At 43.2% G+C, this 18,974-nt stretch carries 18 protein-coding genes; 13 read left to right on the top strand and 5 right to left on the bottom strand.

Translation table 11 applies throughout. The annotated features are described in order from the left end of the window. Positions 1-75 precede the first annotated feature (75 nt). The 3 genes from EMM73_RS01295 to EMM73_RS01305 all read left to right on the top strand — a co-directional run bounded on the left by EMM73_RS01295 (position 76) and on the right by EMM73_RS01305 (position 2,793). Positions 76-774, top strand: coding sequence for a hypothetical protein (locus tag EMM73_RS01295; protein WP_127684657.1), 699 nt, complete (start codon positions 76-78; stop codon positions 772-774). A 104-nt stretch (positions 775-878) separates the two neighbouring features. Then, positions 879-1,106: a hypothetical protein gene (locus EMM73_RS01300; protein WP_127684658.1), complete on the top strand. Its 228-nt coding sequence runs from the start codon at positions 879-881 to the stop codon at positions 1,104-1,106. Between the two features lie 211 nt (positions 1,107-1,317). Next, on the top strand, positions 1,318-2,793 hold the full coding sequence (locus EMM73_RS01305; RefSeq protein ID WP_127684659.1) for an ATP-binding protein: 1,476 nt from the start codon (positions 1,318-1,320) through the stop codon (positions 2,791-2,793). 150 nt (positions 2,794-2,943) lie between these two features. Here EMM73_RS01305 and EMM73_RS01310 read toward each other — a convergent pair whose 3' ends face one another. From EMM73_RS01310 to EMM73_RS01325, 4 genes are all read right to left on the bottom strand, one after another. Beyond that, entirely contained in the window at positions 2,944-3,927 is a 984-nt protein-coding gene (locus EMM73_RS01310) for a hypothetical protein (RefSeq protein ID WP_127684660.1), read from the bottom strand. A 3-nt stretch (positions 3,928-3,930) separates the two neighbouring features. After that, a complete protein-coding gene (locus EMM73_RS01315; RefSeq protein WP_127684661.1) occupies positions 3,931-5,094 on the bottom strand; it encodes a hypothetical protein in 1,164 nt (387 codons plus the stop codon). 329 nt (positions 5,095-5,423) lie between these two features. Beyond that, the gene (locus EMM73_RS01320; protein WP_127684662.1) at positions 5,424-6,773 is read right to left on the bottom strand and encodes a tyrosine-type recombinase/integrase; all 1,350 of its coding nucleotides are present in this window, start codon (positions 6,771-6,773) and stop codon (positions 5,424-5,426) included. Positions 6,774-6,785: 12 nt separating this feature from the next. After that, positions 6,786-7,565, bottom strand: a complete 780-nt coding sequence (locus EMM73_RS01325; protein WP_261373300.1) for a site-specific integrase — start codon at positions 7,563-7,565, stop codon at positions 6,786-6,788. Between the two features lie 605 nt (positions 7,566-8,170). On the opposite strand from EMM73_RS01325, the gene EMM73_RS01330 reads away from it, so the two are divergent. The 10 genes from EMM73_RS01330 (at position 8,171) to EMM73_RS01375 (ending at position 15,846) form a co-directional block, all read left to right on the top strand. Further along, complete coding sequence (locus EMM73_RS01330; protein WP_127684663.1) at positions 8,171-8,416, top strand: EF-hand domain-containing protein; 246 nt, start codon at positions 8,171-8,173, stop codon at positions 8,414-8,416. Positions 8,417-8,700: 284 nt separating this feature from the next. After that, the gene (locus EMM73_RS01335) at positions 8,701-9,609 is read left to right on the top strand and encodes an alpha/beta hydrolase (RefSeq protein ID WP_222422567.1); all 909 of its coding nucleotides are present in this window, start codon (positions 8,701-8,703) and stop codon (positions 9,607-9,609) included. After that, positions 9,609-10,853: a kynureninase gene (gene kynU, locus EMM73_RS01340; protein WP_127684665.1), complete on the top strand. Its 1,245-nt coding sequence runs from the start codon at positions 9,609-9,611 to the stop codon at positions 10,851-10,853. Before EMM73_RS01335 ends, kynU begins: the two co-directional genes overlap by 1 nt. Before the next feature lie 488 nt (positions 10,854-11,341). Further along, the gene (locus tag EMM73_RS01345; protein WP_127684666.1) at positions 11,342-12,316 is read left to right on the top strand and encodes a DnaJ C-terminal domain-containing protein; all 975 of its coding nucleotides are present in this window, start codon (positions 11,342-11,344) and stop codon (positions 12,314-12,316) included. Further along, a complete protein-coding gene (locus EMM73_RS01350; protein WP_127684667.1) occupies positions 12,313-12,630 on the top strand; it encodes a chaperone modulator CbpM in 318 nt (105 codons plus the stop codon). The genes EMM73_RS01345 and EMM73_RS01350 overlap by 4 nt, the downstream gene beginning before the upstream one ends. A 232-nt stretch (positions 12,631-12,862) precedes the next feature. Continuing rightward, complete coding sequence (locus EMM73_RS01355; RefSeq protein WP_127684668.1) at positions 12,863-13,126, top strand: DnaJ domain-containing protein; 264 nt, start codon at positions 12,863-12,865, stop codon at positions 13,124-13,126. A 242-nt stretch (positions 13,127-13,368) separates the two neighbouring features. Then, complete coding sequence (locus tag EMM73_RS01360; RefSeq protein WP_127684669.1) at positions 13,369-13,740, top strand: PA2779 family protein; 372 nt, start codon at positions 13,369-13,371, stop codon at positions 13,738-13,740. Between the two features lie 39 nt (positions 13,741-13,779). Continuing rightward, positions 13,780-14,721 carry a PA2778 family cysteine peptidase gene (locus EMM73_RS01365; RefSeq protein ID WP_261373301.1) on the top strand — a complete coding sequence of 314 codons (942 nt, stop codon included), beginning with the start codon at positions 13,780-13,782 and terminating at the stop codon, positions 14,719-14,721. Between the two features lie 404 nt (positions 14,722-15,125). Further along, complete coding sequence (locus EMM73_RS01370) at positions 15,126-15,533, top strand: hypothetical protein (protein ID WP_127684671.1); 408 nt, start codon at positions 15,126-15,128, stop codon at positions 15,531-15,533. A 4-nt stretch (positions 15,534-15,537) separates the two neighbouring features. Then, on the top strand, positions 15,538-15,846 hold the full coding sequence (locus EMM73_RS01375; protein WP_127684672.1) for a helix-turn-helix domain-containing protein: 309 nt from the start codon (positions 15,538-15,540) through the stop codon (positions 15,844-15,846). A 185-nt stretch (positions 15,847-16,031) separates the two neighbouring features. Here the strand turns inward: EMM73_RS01375 and EMM73_RS01380 are convergent, their stop codons facing one another. Beyond that, positions 16,032-18,974, bottom strand: coding sequence for a TIM-barrel domain-containing protein (locus EMM73_RS01380; protein ID WP_127684673.1), 2,943 nt, complete (start codon positions 18,972-18,974; stop codon positions 16,032-16,034).

Consider the following 18,974-nt stretch of genomic DNA (forward strand, 5'->3'; position numbering starts at 1 on the left):
GTTGTTTAAGAGCTGATTTTATATGATATTAGTGATTTCTTTGGATAGTCACTGGCAGGTTTTAAAAGGAGTAATATGAGCGCAAAGGGAACTGATGTTGCAGCCATTATAGGAAAAGGCCTTTTGGGGGCTATTCCTTTTGTCGGGCCTTTAGCTGCTGAGATTGTTGGTGCGGTCATCCCAAACCAAAGAATTGATAGAATCGAATCTCTGCTAAAGTTGCTTGAAGAAAAAATATCAGAAGAAGCTAAGCCCAAGTTCGAACAAAATATTTACTATCCAGAATCTATTGATTTGATTGAAGATGCCTTTATTCAAGCTTCGCGAGCACTATCACGCGAGAGAAAGGAATATATTGCATCTTTATTGAAGAATAGCTTAACTGAAGATGAAGTGAAGCATATCGAGTATAAGCGATTACTATCGATACTTGGTGAGCTTAATGATTTGGAGGTCCTCATTCTGATATCTAAATCAATGCATCGTGGTCAACTAGGATATCAAGAGTTTTGGGATGCACATGAAGCTGTGTTAATGCCACCAACCGCCCATTTGGGGGCAGAGCAGGATGAGATCGACAAGCATACAATTTATCAATCAAATGAATTACATTTGTCTAATCTTGGTTTGCTCAAGACAAAGTTCAAAAAAACGAAACGAGGTGAGATGCCTGAATTCGATGAAAAAACGGGAATGGTCAAGGCTCAAGGCTATGAAATTACGAGTCTAGGTAGGTTGTTACTCAGAAGCATTGATCAGGCTGTCGAAATATAGAAGTTAACTTTTGTTAGCCTAAAAAGATTTATAAGGCTAGTAACGTTGTTTGAGATAATTAAGTGGTGCAGGATGCAGCTGCAATCCTAAAGGGAACTTACTAAATGCCGAATCATCATTCTGCCTTAAGGACATTACGCGAGGCAGGCCACAAAGATACTGTTGAGTATATCCAGACCCTTGAAGCACACAATCAGTTGCTGCAAGACGAATTAGAACGAGTGCTGACATTACTTGCTGAGCAAGCAGCTCTGAATCAGCAATCTAATGTTGCTGAGAGAGCTGATGCAGTTCTTAAATACACCCGAGAGTACTTAAGTCGTCAGCACTGACTAAACGCACTTTAATGCAGATTTCAGTGCCGAAAACGCACGTTAATGACAGTTGTAGCCAGAACGCACGTTAATCAGCGATTTTGTGCTGAAATGAGCCAAAAAACGCACGTTAATAACTATTAACGTGCAGAATTGCAGTTAAAGGTGGCTGTCAAAAGTCTATACAGAATTGAAACTGCTATGTCATTTAAAATTTAAAGGATTAAATTTGAAAGCAATAAACATTCTATCTCTAGTGCAAGCTTTTAACTCTTTAAATAAAAATAATTACATGAATTTTTCTGCTCATCATGGCATTGGAATTAAAGATGACGAAGTTGTCGATTTAACGCAATTGGTAACAGCATTAAATCACATAGGTAGTGTTAGTGTTTTTGACAGTTTTTACGTTGGATATAAGATACCTCAAATTGGAAAAGAATTTGACCTCTTAAGAATTGGTAAAAACTATGCAGTTAATATAGAGCTTAAGAGAAATAGTTCGGAAGAAAAAATTCTAAAACAATTGCGTAGGAATTATTACTATTTAGGTTCAATAGGTAAGCCAGTATATTGCTTCTGTTTCATCGCGGGGACTGGAAATACCTATTATTATAATGATAAACATGAAATAAGGCTTGTAAATTTAGCTGATTTGCACACTGTTTTAGAAAAACAGATTGACCTTTATTTTGCAGATATAGACAATTTTTTCGATCCTTCTAATTACTTAGTGTCACCTTTTAATTCAACGGAACGATTTGTACTTGGACAGTACTTTCTTACGCATCAACAAGAGGAGATTAGGCTGGAGTTAATTAATATAGCTGGGGATGAATCAAAGCCAAGATTTATTTCGATAACAGGAAGTGCAGGAACGGGCAAGACCTTGTTAGTATATGATTTTGTGAAGGAAATGGTCTTGTCTCGGAAAAAAGTTCTGGTAATTCATTGTGGGAAATTAAACAGTGGACATTATATACTAAATTCAAAATATAACTGGGGGATCGCCTCAGCAAAAAACTGCCTTAGTTATATTTTATCTAGTTATAGTGTTATAGTGATAGATGAAGCTCAAAGAATATATCCTAATCAATTAGAAAAAATAGTTGGCGCTGTTCAGTCAAGCTCTGGGATGTGTGTATTATCTTATGACAAAGCGCAGACGCTTTCTAGTTGGGAGGAGAGAAGAAATATAGATGATTATGTACAAAAAATTGTTACTCTGAAAAAGTACGAGCTAACAGATAAAATAAGAACAAATAAAGCTTTGTCATCGTTCATTAAGGCGTTATTTAACAGAGGGTATAATTCACCAAAAATCGATAGCGAAAATGTTATACTGAATTACTTTAATAATATAGAGTCTGCTAAATCTTTTCTTATGCATCTCAGAAATCAATCTTGGACCGTTCTTCGATTCACGCCATCTCGGTATACAAGTTCGTACCATGATAATTATTCTGATCCATTAAACCCGAATTCGCATGAAGTTATAGGGCAAGAATTCGACAATGTTGCAGTGGTTATTGATTCATTGTTTTCATATGATATTAATGGTGATTTAATATATGCTGGTGGTTCATATTACCATCCAGTGAAAATGCTGTTTCAGAATATTACAAGAACTAGAAAGAAATTAAATATAGTGATAGTTCAAAACGAGCATATTTTGGATAGATGTATGTCAGTATTAAGTGGTTAGTATTTTTAATAGTCAAACTCTGTAGGTCACTTGATGTCTTTAGCATGTGCGAAAATACAGTGGTTCATAGTAATAGTGCTATCTTAAGGGGGAGCACTTTAATAAGCGTTATATAAAAGTGCTTTTCCTCTAAATTGCAGGCGGGGAAATCTAGTTTAAGTATCTTAATTTTAGCTCTTCTTTGTAGTAATCAGCTTCAATTATTTTTGTCAAAATTTCTAGTATATCAAATTCTAAGTGGTCACAAAACAAGCTGATATCGATATCATCTTTAAACCTGTAATAATTATGTACAAGCATGTTTCTGAAATCATATATTGCTACATGCTTTTCCGCTGAATTGTAATTACGCCCTGTTGATGGATGCAATTTAGAATTAGCTGCAAGAATTATATTCGTAATGTCTTTATTTCCATCGTTGAACTCATATACGGCATTTATTAGTTTTGATTCTTTAAAATAATCTGGAAGCTTTTCCCTTATTATACCTAGGTGTTTTCTAGTATCTTTAAACTCCATCATTTTTGCCTGGAGTGCTAGATCCATGGAAAGCTCCATAACTTGATAAATATGCATGAATCGAGCGTACAAATTTATCTCATCTTGGAGTATGTTTGAGTATAAATCTTTAACAAAACCCTTAAAGTGTCTATAGTTGAACCGTTTTTTTAGAGTGAGTTCGGGTGGCACTCTCAGTGATAAATTGTTTTTATACTTTGAGTGCTCTGACTCTAATGGATATATTCCATGTTTAGATAAGTCTAATACATAATCGTATGCATCTATGTCATTGTTTTTTAGATTATCTCTATACCAAATGAAAAAATATGTTCTCTCGTCTAAAGTTTGATCTTTAAATTTATTAAAAATATGACCAGCGTAATTAATGAAATGAGGGTTATCGCTGAAGTCATGGTCAATTGATATTAAAGATATTGCTGGTATAAGCCAACCGGCTCTAACATCTCTTGATGGTTTATTCAGTCTAATATATAGGCTAGATATATCTTTTTCATCAGGCTCGAATTTTGTCAGCTTAATCACGTCATAGTCATTTGAGGATGCCACTGAACTTTTTTGATATCTATTTGGTACTGTTTCTATATTTAGATTCATATATAAAGGTGCTATCATTTCTTACACCTCTGCCATCGCCCTTTTCTTGGCGTTATCAAGCGATTCTTTAATGTTCATAAAAGATCGTCCTTCCTTATCGAATAAGTTTTTGAAGAAAAGCCTGAAAAATATGCGTTGGCCATTACCAATTTTCTTCGCTCTATCTTTAACGTCATCCAAATGCTTATTTAAAAGCAGAAGATCATCCTCTTCGATTGTTAATTTTTCTATTATATCATTTGCATCATTGAAGTTTGATATTGATTCTGACTCAATTAATTCTGATATTGCAGCTCCAAAACCAGTTATGGGCTGGCTTCTGTTAAATATTTTAGTTAAATTTTTACCAAATGGATTAGATGTTGTCTGGAATTGTTCGTCTACATCGTCAGGATAAGTCCAATTAGCAATAAAACCCTGGAATCGACTAGTCATGGAGTGATATAACTTTATAAACTCTATAAATTCCATGTTGTTCTCTTGCTCTTCAGACATGAATTTTATTGTTTTAACATTTTGAAGTATATCAAAACGATCAATAGGTAGTTCATTCTTTTCAAGGAACGAATTGTAGCCATCGATTAAATCTGAGAAATTAAAATCATTAATAGTTTTTATCGAATCGTTATCAGTTTCTTTAATTATGTTTATTTCACCAATACTGGCATCTAAATATCTTGAGTATAATATTTCGAGTTGATGACGTAAAGTCATCTGTGTTTGACCAGTATTTAAAGTGAGCATTCTATAAAGTATTCCTGTGTCCGAAATAGATAAATACAGCTCCACGCGAATTAAATATTTTTCATTTAACTGGTCAAAGTATTCTGTGTTTTCGTTATAGACTTCTATTATTGAGTACGTACGTTGAAGTCCGTCTAGTATTTTTATATTTTCGTAGTCGTTTAATGATTTTGTTAAATAACCTTCTGGATCTAACTTTTCTTGATGCTGCTGATCTTTTGTTGAAGAAGCGAGAACAATAGGAGGTATTATGCAACCATTTTTTATATCCTCCTTCAATAGGCTATATATGCTTCCACTCTTTTTAACTCTTTTGCGTTGGAAAGGATTGTTTTTGAGTATTTGCTCTGAAATTTCAACATAGCTCTTTATATCTATTAGGAATTGAATGTTTTTTGCATTCACTTTTTTATCATCAAGAGTGTTTGTTATCTGAATCATTTTTACACCATACGTTTATTTATGAAATGTTTTTGCGTAAATTTAATATAACTATCACTTGCAACTATTAAATATTTAATATTGCTTAAGAAGGGGCGAATTCTCGTTCAAAATTTTAAAAATTTATTTCTTATCTGATAGCTCAATATTTGGTAAATGCGAACTTGTTGATGATTGAAATACCATAACTGCCGCTTCTGTCTATCTTTACTATGCTTTTACTACTATCTCAGATATTGTGTCGATAGCTACTTTTTTCACTATGATTATTCATACCCTGGACGAGGCGTATAAATGTTAAAATTCACCTTGGACTTGGACAGACTAATCTATACAAACTTCCGCTTTTCAAAATTGTCTGCAAGCCAACCATAGTCCCTGATATTAGCCTCTCTAGCCTTTTGGCTAATATTGCGCTGCTTCAATGAATCAGGCTCTTCTTTCTCATACGCAACACCGCTAAACTCTTGCCGGAACATGGTAGGCAACAGATGGCTGTAGTTGCGATCAATCATTTCAATGCTGGTGCCGCATTGTTTTGCTAACGCAGCGATATCGCCTTTGTTTTTGAGGTTCCAAGTGATGTAGGAGTGGCGAAGCGAATACAGCGTTCGTTCGCTTAAATTCTTAACAGCCTCTTCAACCTCTTCTGCTACAACAACCTTTTCGTCTTCATCGTCCTTTTCGTTTTCTTTACCCTGATCTAACTTTTTCACTATTTCGGAGAATTTTCGACTAAGCCCTTTAGGTTTACTACCGTCAGAAAGCCTGAAAACTAGGTCATTGGCTTTTCTATCTGGGAATCGAGCTACCAAGTCGGCAAGGTTGGCTACAAAATCGCTGCGCACTACAACCTCTCTGGGTCCCGTGTAAAGGGTTGTCTTTCCCTTTGTAACCGTAACGGTAATCTCGGGAACGCCATTAATAAGTGTGAATGAAATATCTCGCCACCGGACGTTTTCAATCTCCGTACCTGGGCGCATACCCGTAGCTACTGCAAAGTCGATATAGTCGTAAAGTAATTCAAGTAGCATTCGACTGGTTTTATTCTTAGTGCGTTGTTGTTCTTTACTGATTAGTTCAGATATTTTACGGAACTCTTTCCATGTAAACACACCACGCCGCTCTTGGCGTTTACCATCGGTCTCGAAGGTTGGAATATGGTACTTGGTAATCTGGCCAGAACTTAGTGCCTTGTCATAGACCTTAGAAAGAATAGCATTGTGGTTTTGCAGTGATGAACTAGACATCTGTTTGCCAAACTGTTCCCGTCGCCATGCATGGAATTCGTCCATTTTGGCTTGGTTAATCTGGTCGATACGCGTGTCCTTGAAATGCTCCATATGGTATTTTTTCAGGATTCCAATGTAGTTACTTTTGGTCTTTGACGATTTGTTGGCCTTTTTAGCTTCTGCAATGTCTCTTTCAAGGTCTTTGATTACCAGATTAGCAAGGGCTGTAAAAGTTTGAGCACCGGAACGAATACCAAGCTGGTGTTCAGTCCGGCGTTTGTAGTATTTATCTGTAGCTTTGATTTTGGCGGCTTCAACGTCTGATTCGCCAGTGGAGAAGGTGATATGTTCTTTACCAACCTTAAAGCGGGCGTACCACCTTTTTGAATTAGGCTGGGTGAATATAAACAGGCCATCAATAATGGTTATTTTCTGTAGATACCCCACCAACCACTCCTTTTAAATAAATCCTCGTCGTTTGTAGTTTTTTGCCCAACGATCGATTTGGTTTTGTAGCACTTCGTCATAATCCACTTCTGAAAACTGTTTAGTTAACAGCTTCTTGGTTTCAAGCGCTACACCCGACAGTTCACGGCCAAACATTCTGGGAATGACATGGCTGTAATGCTGCTCAATCATCTGGATACCCGTACCACATTGACGGGCTAACACATCAATACTGACATTTTGAGCCATAAGCTCCCATGTAATATAGCTGTGACGTAACGAATATAAACTTCTTTCCCCCTGTTGGGAATTCTTTAATTGAGTTAATTCAAGGGCTTTTTCAAAGTTGCGAGCTATTTCTTTGACTGCTGAACCATCGGGTAGTACAAACATTCGGCCGTCTTTTTTTCTGTTAGGAAAACGGTTACTTAAGCGTTGGAGTACCTTCACAATGGCCTCTTTGCAGACAACTTCGCGAGTGCCTGTGTATTTGGTGGTTTTACCCTTACGTACAGTGACATAAAAGCGGCAGCGTTCTGTATCACGCTCGATGTGCATGTCTGCCCATGTAAGGTTATCAATTTCAGAGCCTGGCCTCATGCCGGTCAGAATGGCAAAGTCCATATAGTCCAAAAGTAACTCTCGAATTTGCCGAGTTTTCTCTCTGCGACCCTCATGCCTAAATTCTTCGACTTTTTCCCTTACTCTGATGTACTCATCAATGCTAAAAGCTGCGCGCCGTTGGCCCTCAGCCCCTTTGTTTTCTAAAGCGGGGACTTGGCTAGCCAGCATCCATTTATGCTTCACTGCATAGTCGAATAGCATTTGAAGAGCTGAGTTATGGTTTTGTATGGTGGATTTTGCTGGAATACGGCCAAGTGACTGTATGCGCCAACTATCAAATCCGCCGGGGGAAACTCCGTGTCGGTTCGAGTCCGACCCCAGGCACCAATACGCTTTTGTCGGAATCAAAGTCCTCAATATCACTAAAACCAAATGATCGGCATTGATCCTGCGTTATATCTCATTGTTTTTATAGCCAATGGCCAAAGGTTCGCAGTCCAAACTCTATCAGCATTGGGATGGCAGTAATTTATTCTGCCCCGGTCTGCCACTGGTATTTAAAGTTCCCGACTGCGATTGTGGTTTAGCACTCACCACAGTAGAACTGAATCATTCAACAAAACAGGCAGTCTAAGCCGGCAGATACTTGGTGCTAAAAATTGTTGAAGCAGAGGTGTATCAGCGTTAATTTGGTATAGGGGAATAATTAAGACTTATGTTCTCTCTGACTTTGACTGCAGGGTGTTGTAAAGTACGCATAATATTTAATAGCCCTCATACAGCGGCTACTGTTTTTTATACAGGCGATTTTATTAAAAAGCGAGGTCATACCAGTGAGCAGAGAGACATTGTCTGAGCAACAGATTGCTGAAATTAAAAGTAACTTCGATTTTTTTGACCGCGACGGCAATGGCCGCATCGAGTTAACTGAGTTTATCGAACTGCTTACGGCACTTGCTCCGAAAACCAAGGCCAGCCATGTTGAAGAGGGTTTTAAGCTAATTGATACCAATAATAATGGTTATATCGATTTCACCGAGTTTTTAGACTGGTGGCAAGACTGCTGGTGGGAATACTAAAACCTGTTCTCTGTTATTTTTAGCTGGATTCACAGAGCGAATTGAGCTGTTGGTGATGAAAGGTTCATCCAGACGCATAAACTCTTTTTTGCTCTGATCCAAGACGCAGCTCCTTTGTATTCAATACATACCTCAAGCTTTTGCCGCTTAAAACCGAATGCGCAGCATAAAGCGGTTTCAAATTGTTAATCCTTTGATATTCTTAGGTCTTTAATCAAGAGCATCGCATCCTTATGTCTGCTGAGTTTTCCTCACTTTCTGAAAGTTTTTCAAAGAAAAGCACTGTGTTGTGGTTACTATGGATAGCCGGTATTGGGCTACTGAGTGCCTGTGCTGCTCTGCCACCTGCACAGCTGGCGACTGATGCCAAGCCTTCAGCAGCATTGACTGCTGCGCCGCTCTACAATGTTAGTTTTAACAGCGTGCTGGCGCTGCCTGTAAAAAATCAGGGCATGAAATTGGCTTATGGCACAGCGGCTTTGCAGTTTGGTTTGTTGTCTTTACCTGCAACTCAGTCAGGCACTAAACCGCCTTTGGTTATTTTTGTGCATGGTGGCTGCTGGTTGAATGCTTATGATGTCGCGCACAGCAAGGCGTTGAGTCAGGCGCTGACTGAAGCAGGTTATGCAGTATGGTCGCTGGAGTATCGCAGGGTGGGCGACGAAGGCGGCGGCTGGCCTGGCAGTTTTAACGATATAGTGCAGGGCATCAACTATGCTCAGGCGCAGTTTGAACAGTATGGCGTGGATGTTAACCGTATTGCCTTAATGGGCCATTCTGCGGGTGGTCAGTTGGCCCTTTTAGCGGGTAAAGAGCTAGCTGGTGAAAAGCTAGCAGGTGACAAAAAACCTGCACCAATACAAGCTGTGATTGGTCTGGCCGCTATCACCGATATGGCCAGTTATGCCAAAGGCAGCAATAGTTGCCAAAGTGTCACAGCTAAGTTTATCGGTGCATCGCCAGAGCAAGCACCTGCGTTATACCAAGATGCCAGCCCTAGTCTGCACAAAGCACACCCAAATACCCTACTATTGCAGGGCAGTGCCGATTCGATTGTGCCTGCAACTCAAGCGACTGACAGTGGCATACCGTATCTTATGGTGGAAAAGGCGGGTCATTTTGACTGGATCCATCCACAAAGCGCTGCGTATCCGCAGTTAATTTTGACCCTACAGGAGTTACTCCCACTGTGATGGCACCTTTAACCCTCGAACAGCTGCAGCACTATGATCAGCAGGATCTATTGGCTCATAAAAGAGCAGAATTTACCTTGCCTGAGCAGAGTATTTATTTTGATGGTAATTCGTTAGGCGCCATGCCGAGCTGCGTATTGCAGCGGACTCAGGACGTGCTGGCCCGGCAATGGAGTCAGGATCTCATTCAAAGCTGGAATAGCAATCAGTGGATTGATTTACCGTTAAAAGTAGGAGAACAGATTGGCCGTTTAATCGGCGCTGGTAGTGGCCAGGTGATTTGCTGTGACTCTACCTCGGTGAATTTATTTAAAGTGCTGAGTTGTGCGCTGCTGATGCAGCCAGAGCGTTCTGTGGTATTAACCCAGCAAGGTAATTTTCCAACCGATCTGTATATGGTGCAGGGGCTTAGCACGTTGGTAGGTGAAAAACGCTGTCAGCTGTTGGAGGTGCCAGAGCATGAACTGGTGCAGGCGCTGAATAGCGATGTTGCTGTGTTAATGCTGACTCAGGTTGATTTTCGCAGCGGTCGTTTACTGGATATACAGCGTTTAACCCAGAGTGCGCACGACCAAGGCGTGTTAGTTATTTTGGACTTGGCGCACAGTGCCGGTGCTTTACCTGTGGAGCTGGACGCCTGGCAGGTTGATTTTGCCGTAGGCTGTGGTTACAAGTACCTGAATGGTGGGCCTGGTGCTCCGGCTTTTTTATATGCGGCTAAACGGCATCACGCTCAAATTAATCAGCCACTAAGCGGCTGGATGGGGCATAAAGCTCCCTTTAGTTTTAGCCCTCAGTACCAGAAGTCTGATGGCATAGAACAGTTTTTAACTGGCACTCCTGCGGTGATTTCTATGAGTGTACTGGATGCTGCCTTAGGGGTGTTCAGCGATGTCAGCATGCAACAAATTCGCGAAAAATCACTGGGTTTGACCAGCTGTTTCCATCAGTTGGTGCAGCAACAAGCGGCGCTAGCCGAATTAACTTTAATAACGCCCTTAAAGCCGGAACAGCGCGGTAGTCAGCTGGCTTATCAGCATCCTCAAGCCTATGCCTTATGTCAGGCGCTGATTAAACGCGGTGTGATTGCAGATTTCAGGGCGCCTGATATTTTGCGTTTGGGTTTTACCCCGCTGTATTTGCGTTATGTCGATTTATGGCATGCCGTTGAGATATTGACCGATATTGTTGCAAGCCAAGAGTATCTAAAGCCTGAATACGCCATTAAACACAAAGTCACCTAAAGGCTTGTGCCAGATTGCTTTAACTGCATCGTTCCTGCCGGCCTTGTTCCCCGTGGAGGAGCATGCAACTTCAAGTTTCTTGGGTATAACCCCTTCGTCCTTGAAGTTGCCGCTTTGTTGACTGCGCCATCTGGCCCCAGTCACATAGGTTGACTATGCTCCCAGGGGGGCACTGGCTTGTCGCCTCGCCGAAACCTCAAATAATTTGGGTATATAGTTCACTCACTGCCTAGTAGTTAGCCTTGTGACCTAAGTTGCTCATGGCCTTTTAAGATGTTTAAGTCGTGGGCAGGCGATTGAATCGACAGCAGAAGCTGTTGAAGCTTTGATATTTATGCTTTGATATTTGTGCTTTGATGTTTGGGATAGCCAAACAACTACTGCTCTTTAGCTAACTCCGTTATTCCACTGAGCTCGCCAGCGCACAGATAGGCTCTTTATCGCTCTGCTAGGCTCATGCTGCGAAATTCTCAGATGGGATAAGCTTGGTGGAATTTATTGATTACTACAGCGTGCTTGGCGTTGCACCAACTGCAGACGACAAAGCTATTAAAACGGCCTACCGCAAACTCGGGCGCAAGTATCACCCTGATGTCAGTAAATTGCCGGACACTGCAGAAAAATTTAAGCGGGTTGCTGAAGCTTATGAGGTATTGCACAGCGCGGAGAAACGTGCCGAATATGATGCATTATGTGCAGCGCGCAGCCGTGGTTTTAACGGCCAGCCAGGCCAGACGAATTCAGGCTTTTATGCTGACAACAATGCGGCTTCCAATCAGGAATTTGCTGATTTTTTTAATGCTATTTTTGGCGAGGCTGGCTCACGTAGTCGGCAACAACATCGACAGCAACCGGGCTTTGACGAGAGCAATCCAATCAAAGGTGCAGATGTTGAGCTTGAGTGGCCCATTATGCTGGAAGACACCCTGGCGGATACCTCTAAGCAGATTGAATTTGTTATGCCACATGCTGGTCACCAGACAGGGCCGCTGGGGACTCAGCAATCGATAAAAAAATCGCTGAAGGTTAAAATTCCGGCCGGCATTCAGGATGGTGAGCGCATTCGGTTAAAAGGGCAGGGTTCTCCTGCTGCTGACAATGTTCCTAGTGGTGATTTGTATTTAACCATCCGCTTATTACCTCACCCACTGTTTGATGTTGAAGCCGACAATTTATTACTTACCGTGCCGCTGGCGCCCTGGGAAGCGGCGTTGGGGACAAAAATAACACTGCCTACGCTGAGCGGAAAAATTCAGTTGTCGATCCCTGCCAATAGCCAGGCGGGCCAACGTTTGCGGCTGAAAGGAAAAGGCCTGGTGGGGAAACAATCGACCGGAGACTTGATTGCGATTTTAAAAATTGTGATGCCAGCCACGCTGAATGACAGCAGTAACACACTGTGGGCTCAACTTGCTGACAGCGCCTGCTTCGATCCACGCCGCGAATGGAGTAACTTAGCATGACGACCTTATCAGCAATTCACTCCGGCAATGCTCAGCTCAGTTTTGAAGAACTCTGCCTGACAACTCAGATTAATAAAGAAACCATGCTCGAATTGATCCAGCACGATATCGCGATTCCCATAGCGGGTAATCAGCCGCAGCACTGGCTATTTCATCTGACTTGCGTAACCAAAGTAAAAAAAGCGGCCCGTCTGAATCATGATTTAGGTATGGATTGGGCTGACCTGTATTTAGTGCTTAATCTATTGGATGAAATTGACCAACTGAGCACTGAAAATACCCAGTTAAAACAACAGCTGGCAAGGTTTCTCTAACCATATTGGAACTCTGTTGCCACTATTCAGAGTAGATAGAGCCTCCCTTAATAGACCCGATAGTTATAGACCGGACTGAGCTTTACGATCAATAAAAACGACAGCTAAAGCAGGCAACACAAAACTATGGCGCTCCAGCTGTTCTGTTATTTAGTCTGCGTGCCAACGTACAGAATGGCACCTTATACGGCTGTTAGGCTGGCTGTAGGAATTCGTTAGATGGGATCAGACAATGGAGTTTAATGATTATTACACTGTACTTGGCGTCGTTGCAACGACAGATGCCAAAGCTATAAAAGCGGCCTATCGCAAACTTGGTCGCAAATATCACCCTGATGTCAGCACATTGCCGAATACTGCAGAGATATTTAGACGTGTTGCTGAAGCCTATGCTGTCTTACACAGCACTGAGAAACGAGCCAAATATGATGCATATTGTGCCGCGCGTCGCCATGGTTTTATACGCTTAGTCCGGACACACGCTAGTGGGCGTTGATGCGGTCTGCAAAGCGAATTTTTATCAGAGGGTGCTGGTTTGTTGAGACTTTTTTGGCGAGGCAAGCTCCGCGTAATAGGTTACGCATTGCTTTTCTAATAAGCGTTGCTCCATAAGCTTTGTTGCGCATCCCTGACGTATGCTTTACTGTGCACCCTAGATGAATGTTAAATGGTCAGCTTTCTGAGATTTATCTAAAACAGTTTTTTTCAATAAAAACAATAAATTAAGGATAAGTGAAGATGAATAAGTTTTTAAAAGCCAGCATCCTTTGCCCTATGTTAGTTCTTGGTATGAGCCAGGCAACTGCTGCTGTATTCAGTTCTGAGCAGGTCATTGCTAATCAACAGTTCAATTTCAATAAGCAGCAAGTATTGTCTTATGTCGACAGTACCGAAGTGCAGAATAAACTCATTGAGCTGGGCGTAAGTCCTGCTGATGCCAAACAACGTATAGCTAGTATGACTGCCGAAGAGCTTAGTGCGCTGAATACTCAGATGAACGAAATGCCAGCAGGCGGTATTGTTGGTGTTGTGGTGACTGTACTGGTGGTTGTGGTGGTCACGGATTTAATGGGTCTTACTGACGTTTACCCTTTTATCAACCCAATTTAATTCGTGATTTTGATGGTTTTGCTACGACAGGCCTGCCTTTTGGCGGGCTTGTTGCTTTTACTGACCGGCTGTCAAACGCCGCCACAAACCAAGCTGCTGCTGGCTGAGCCTCCAGCTATTGCTCGTCAGCATCTTATCCCGCTGGTACCATTTTATCCGCAGCAAGAGTATTTTTGCGGCCCAACTACCTTAGCTGAAGTGGCTGGTTTTTATGGGCTTGAAAAAGACCCTGCCATTATAGCGCCCACTACCTTTATTTCGGGTTTGCAAGGCACTCTGCAAATTGAAATGTCGGCTGCCACACGGCAACTTGGGCTGGTTGCTTATGCGCAGCGCGGTACCATGCAGCAACTGTTAAGTCTGGTTGCTGAAAATATTCCAATCATAGTGCTACAAAATAACTCTCTGGCCTGGCTGCCGCAGTGGCATTATGCCGTGGTAATTGGTTACGACCTGCAAAGCAAAGAAGTGATTTTGCATACCGGAGTGACTGAAGCGCACCGGCTGAACTTTTCTACCTTTGAGCGCACCTGGGCACGGGGTAACTATTGGCTGCTGGCTATGTTGCCTGCGGATAAAAGCAGTGCCCAGTTTGATGCTTTTATTTACACCAAAGCCAGCCAGGATTTATTGAGCACTCAACAGCTTGATAGCGGTATTACCGCGCTTAACACTGCGACAAAGCAATGGCCTGATTATTGGTTACCTTATTTTTTGCTGGGTAATCATTATTTCTCAAGCCAGCCTTTGGTTGCGGCACACTGGTTTGAAAAAGGCCTGGCTTTTGCGCAGCAGGAAATATCTTATCTGAACAATTACGCTGTGCTGCTGAGTGAACAAGGTTGCCAGGCTAAAGCAACCACACTGATTGAAGCTGCTTTGAAAATAGCTCCGAATGATAGCAATCTGCTGGACAGTCAAAAAAATATAAATGCCGCGCCAGCTTCAGCGACTGGCGTTGTCTTCGAATGCCCGCTCTAAAGAACGGATCAGATTCGGGCGATCAGCATTGATTATGCCGCTATGCACAACGACCCCATGTTTGAGCGGTTACAGAACCTGATGGCCAGCCTGAAAAACTACGAAACACAGCGTCAGATTTTTTAGCTGCAAAAGCTTTCTGCCGGACGCTTTTTAGCGGCTGATTGTTATAAGAGCTCACCATAACCCCCTCTGGTTTAAATTATGCTTTGACTATTCTGTTCCCCTAACCAAGCCGCACTACTGCTGTAGATTAGCTGAGAGATTTCTTGTTAACTTATTGATTTTTAATAAGTGTCATATTAATGTCAGCTGACAGATGTTGGACTGTCACAGCAAAGTCGTCAGAAGTTTTGGCCTGTCGTGCTGTACTTGAGCCGAACTTAATGAACGGAGAAACTTCCATGAATATTCAAGCTGACCGTGCTGTCGCATTTTTTGATTTGGCTGACGATTGTATACGTGTTGAATCCTCTTTCCTGACGGGAATGGAGCAAGTGTTTGTTAATGACGAACTGATCTCGAAAAAGCTAAGCTGGCGTTTTAAGTCTGTGCATACCTTTGAATGGAAAGGACAGACTATTGAAATCAAGATCCGCCTTAGCGGTAGGTTGCTCAGCTCTGTGGTGATTGAGTTTTGGGTCAATAGCGAAATGAAAGACAGTGACGAGTGGGATCTTAAGCGGGTTATGCAGCAAGCTAAGCAGTTAAAAGCTCAGCAGTCCTGGTGGAAGATGTTACTGACTATCTTTGTGTTTGGTATGGCGGGTGCCGCTGTAGGTTATAGCCTGGCTTCACTGTTTAAAGGATGATGCTATGCAGCTTAACTTCGTGTTTATTCGCCAACTGCGAATAGAAAAAGGCTGGACCCAGCAACACTTAGCAGATATTTGTGCTGTGAGTTTACGTACTATTCAACGGGTGGAAGTGCAGGGCATAGCCTCACTTGAAACCAGTAAAGCCCTGGCTGCGGCTTTTGAGGTGGATCGTGAATTATTGTTGGGGGAAGCCGGGTTGCCGGTTCCTGCGGTGGCTGGCAAAAAACCTCTGCCATTCTGGCTGCTGTGCATTACTTTTTTAGCCGGCACAGTTTTTGGTGCATTTTTGCTGAGTTTATTGCGTTAGCAGGGCTGTTTTGTTTTGATATAAAGCAGAGAGCAGGTCAGTAGCTATTCACTTGGAATGCCCAGAGATGTGCTGAACCAGTTGATACCAAACCGTGCTTTTCCCAATTCTTGTAAGCAGGAGGAACATCGCATCAATGATGTTCCTCCTGTGACTGACAGTAAAAGTGTACGACTGTGCAGTACTTATCTGCTGACCACCAGCTCGTCGCCGCTATACTCAATGGTCTGCGTTATTGGGCCTGTCAGGGATTTTGCCATACCCTCCGCAGCGCCTATCCAGCGGATATTCATGCTGATTTTTTGCTGCATGCCGTCAAATTCGCCCTGGCGTTTGCCAATGGTCAGAATGCCTTTGGCATCGTCGTAACTCAGCTCTATGGTGCTGTATTTGCCTTTTTCGTAGTCGTAGCTGCGGCCATCGTCGTTATACAGGCTGTAGTGGCCGTTGGCACCTGTGTATATATTCAGCGTGATGGGGGCATCGGGTTTGTCGTTGACAAACTGAATGTCTTCGCCTGTTGGCACTATCGAACCTGCTTTGACGTACAAAGGCATCTTCTCTAGAGGCGCTGCGGCCTGAATATGCTGGCCACCGCTGAGTTTTTCCCCGCTATAAAAATCATACCAGTCGGCGCCTTGCGGCAGATACAGAGCACGGTTTCGGGCCTGGTATTCGTAGACAGGGCTGACTAAAAAGGCTGGACCAAACATATACTGATCGTTCAGATTAATAGCGGTTTTGTCGGCCGGGAAATCCATCACTAAACCACGCATCAGGGTGTTGTCGGTCAGGTGCATTTTGCCTGCTTCGCTGTAGATATAAGGCAGTAACTGGTAACGCAGTTTGGTGTAATACACCAGACTGTTGTAAACCTCGCTGCCTTCATCGGCCAGGTTATAAATTTCGCGGTACGGGTTTTGGCCGTGCGAGCGGAAGATAGGCACAAAAGCGCCAAACTGGAACCAGCGTAAGTTCAGCTCTTGCCATGGGCCCTGATCTTCCGGCTGTAAACCTGAGTAATGACCGACAGCGCTGCCGTCTTTTTTCCAGCGGTACTTATCTTCGGGCGTAAAGCCACCGATATCGAAAGTCCAGTTCGGCATACCGGCTAAACCTACGCCTATGCCTGCTGCTATTTGTTCTTTTAAATTCGACCAGCGTGGCACTATATCACCACTCCAGATGGCGGCACCGGCGCGTTGTTGTCCGGCAAAACCTGAGCGGGTTAAGATAAAGGCGCGTTTATCCGGATCGGTCTGGCGCTCGCCTAAATACACGCCTTCGGCATTGGCCAGGCCATAAGAGTTAAAGTATGCAGTGCCTGAACCAATGGAGAGCGGCGTCATATTTTCTTTGCGTTTACTGATGCTTAAGTTGGAATGCATATCCGGCTCTGATGCATCCAGCCACCAGGCATCAATGCCTAAGACATTTAAATTCTCTGCAATTTGGCGCCAGAAAATTTGCTGGGACTCTTTTGGATAAGGGTCGTAGAAACCGTTCAGGTAGCCAGGGCCTATCCAGTCCAGATTCTTTTCTTTTTCCACGTTGTTACTGAGCATATAGCCTTTGGCGTCCAGCTCTTTGTAGTTGTCTGTGCTGGCATAAAACTTAGGCCAAACCGAAATCATGATATTGGCATTGAGCGCATGCACCTCATCGACCATTTTTTTCGGATCAGGAAAATGCTTCAGATCGAATTTGTGACTGCCCCAGGCATCCTGTGGCCAGTAGGACCAGTCCAGTACTATGTTATCCAGAGGAATTTTGCGTTTACGGTATTCTTTCACCACATCCACCAGCTGTTGCTGATTGGTGTAGCGCTCGCGACTTTGCCAAAAACCATAGACCCATTTGGGCAATAACACGGCTTTGCCTGTTAAGCTGCGGTAACCGCTGATAATGTCGTCAGCTTTGTCTCCGGCAATGTAATAGTAGTCAATGGCTTTGCCGCTTTCAGAGGCAAAGGTCAGCGAATACTGCTCGTCTTTTGGTAGTGGCTTGCTGTGTTCAAGGAAAACATAACCACCTTGCGAATCCCATTCAAGTTCAATGTTTTGCGCCACATCAGCGCTAAACTCCGCTTGAGTCATGTGGTACCAGGGGTTCCAGTTCATTCGCCAGCGATCCAGCAATAGCTTGCCGCCAATACTGAGTTTGGCATAACCACTGTTATACAGTCTGAACTTGTGCATGCCGGCTTGAGCTGTGCTGATTGAGCCTTTCCAAACCACACGCGGTTGTTTCAGCTCGCCCAGCTCTTTTGGAAAAGGGAATTCGCGTACATTGTTGTTGGCTAAATACTGGTAGTTAGGGCCTTGTTCTATGCGGCTTAACAGCAGTTTATCGCCATCGTAATACTCTGCCGTCAGCCCACCCGGATTGCCGTTGGCGTCAAACAGCTTAAAGTGGTCAAAAAACGGCTGAGCGCCTTTGGTATCACCAAACTGAGTAATAGAAGCATTGTCCCACAACACGCCGTAATTGCGGGTAGACACCACCAATGGTATCGAAATCACCAGGTTATGGGTGGTGAGTTCAACATGTTCGCCAGCGTAGTTGACCTGACCATTTTGATGCTGGCCCAAACCAAAAAAGCCCTCGTCTGTGTCTTTGTTCCATTGTTGCTGCAGTGCATAGGAGTCGGCCGCAGCTTGCACCGGATCTTTGGTTACAGGGCCAAATTCACGTTTGGCTTCAGCTAAGGTAACCTGGCCATTTTTATCGATAAAGTGCACAGCGCCATCCACTAAAGACACTACGGCTGTCAGTTGGCTGGTTTTCAACAGCAGCTGTTCACCTTGTTGCTCCAGGCTGAATTTGCCTTGTGGTTTGGCTGTCACCATTAAACTATTGGCCACAGCGCTCAAGGTGCTGTGGGGTAGTGCTGTGACCCGGATAATACGGTCGCTCATCACCTCCAGCCGCAGTAATTGGGTTTGCTGCTGTGGCAGTTCAATCAGCACACCATGTTCGGTGCTTTGGTAGCTGCCGAGCTGTTTTACCACACCAGTAGTGACAGCTTGATCTGTGGCAGCGGGGGAGCAGGCTTGTAAGAGGGCAAGCGGCAGTGCCGCCAGTGCCGCCAGTGCAAACCTGAAGACAGATCCTTTATGTTTTCTCAT

Source organism: Rheinheimera sediminis (assembly GCF_004005375.1).
Lineage (GTDB): Bacteria > Pseudomonadota > Gammaproteobacteria > Enterobacterales > Alteromonadaceae > Pararheinheimera.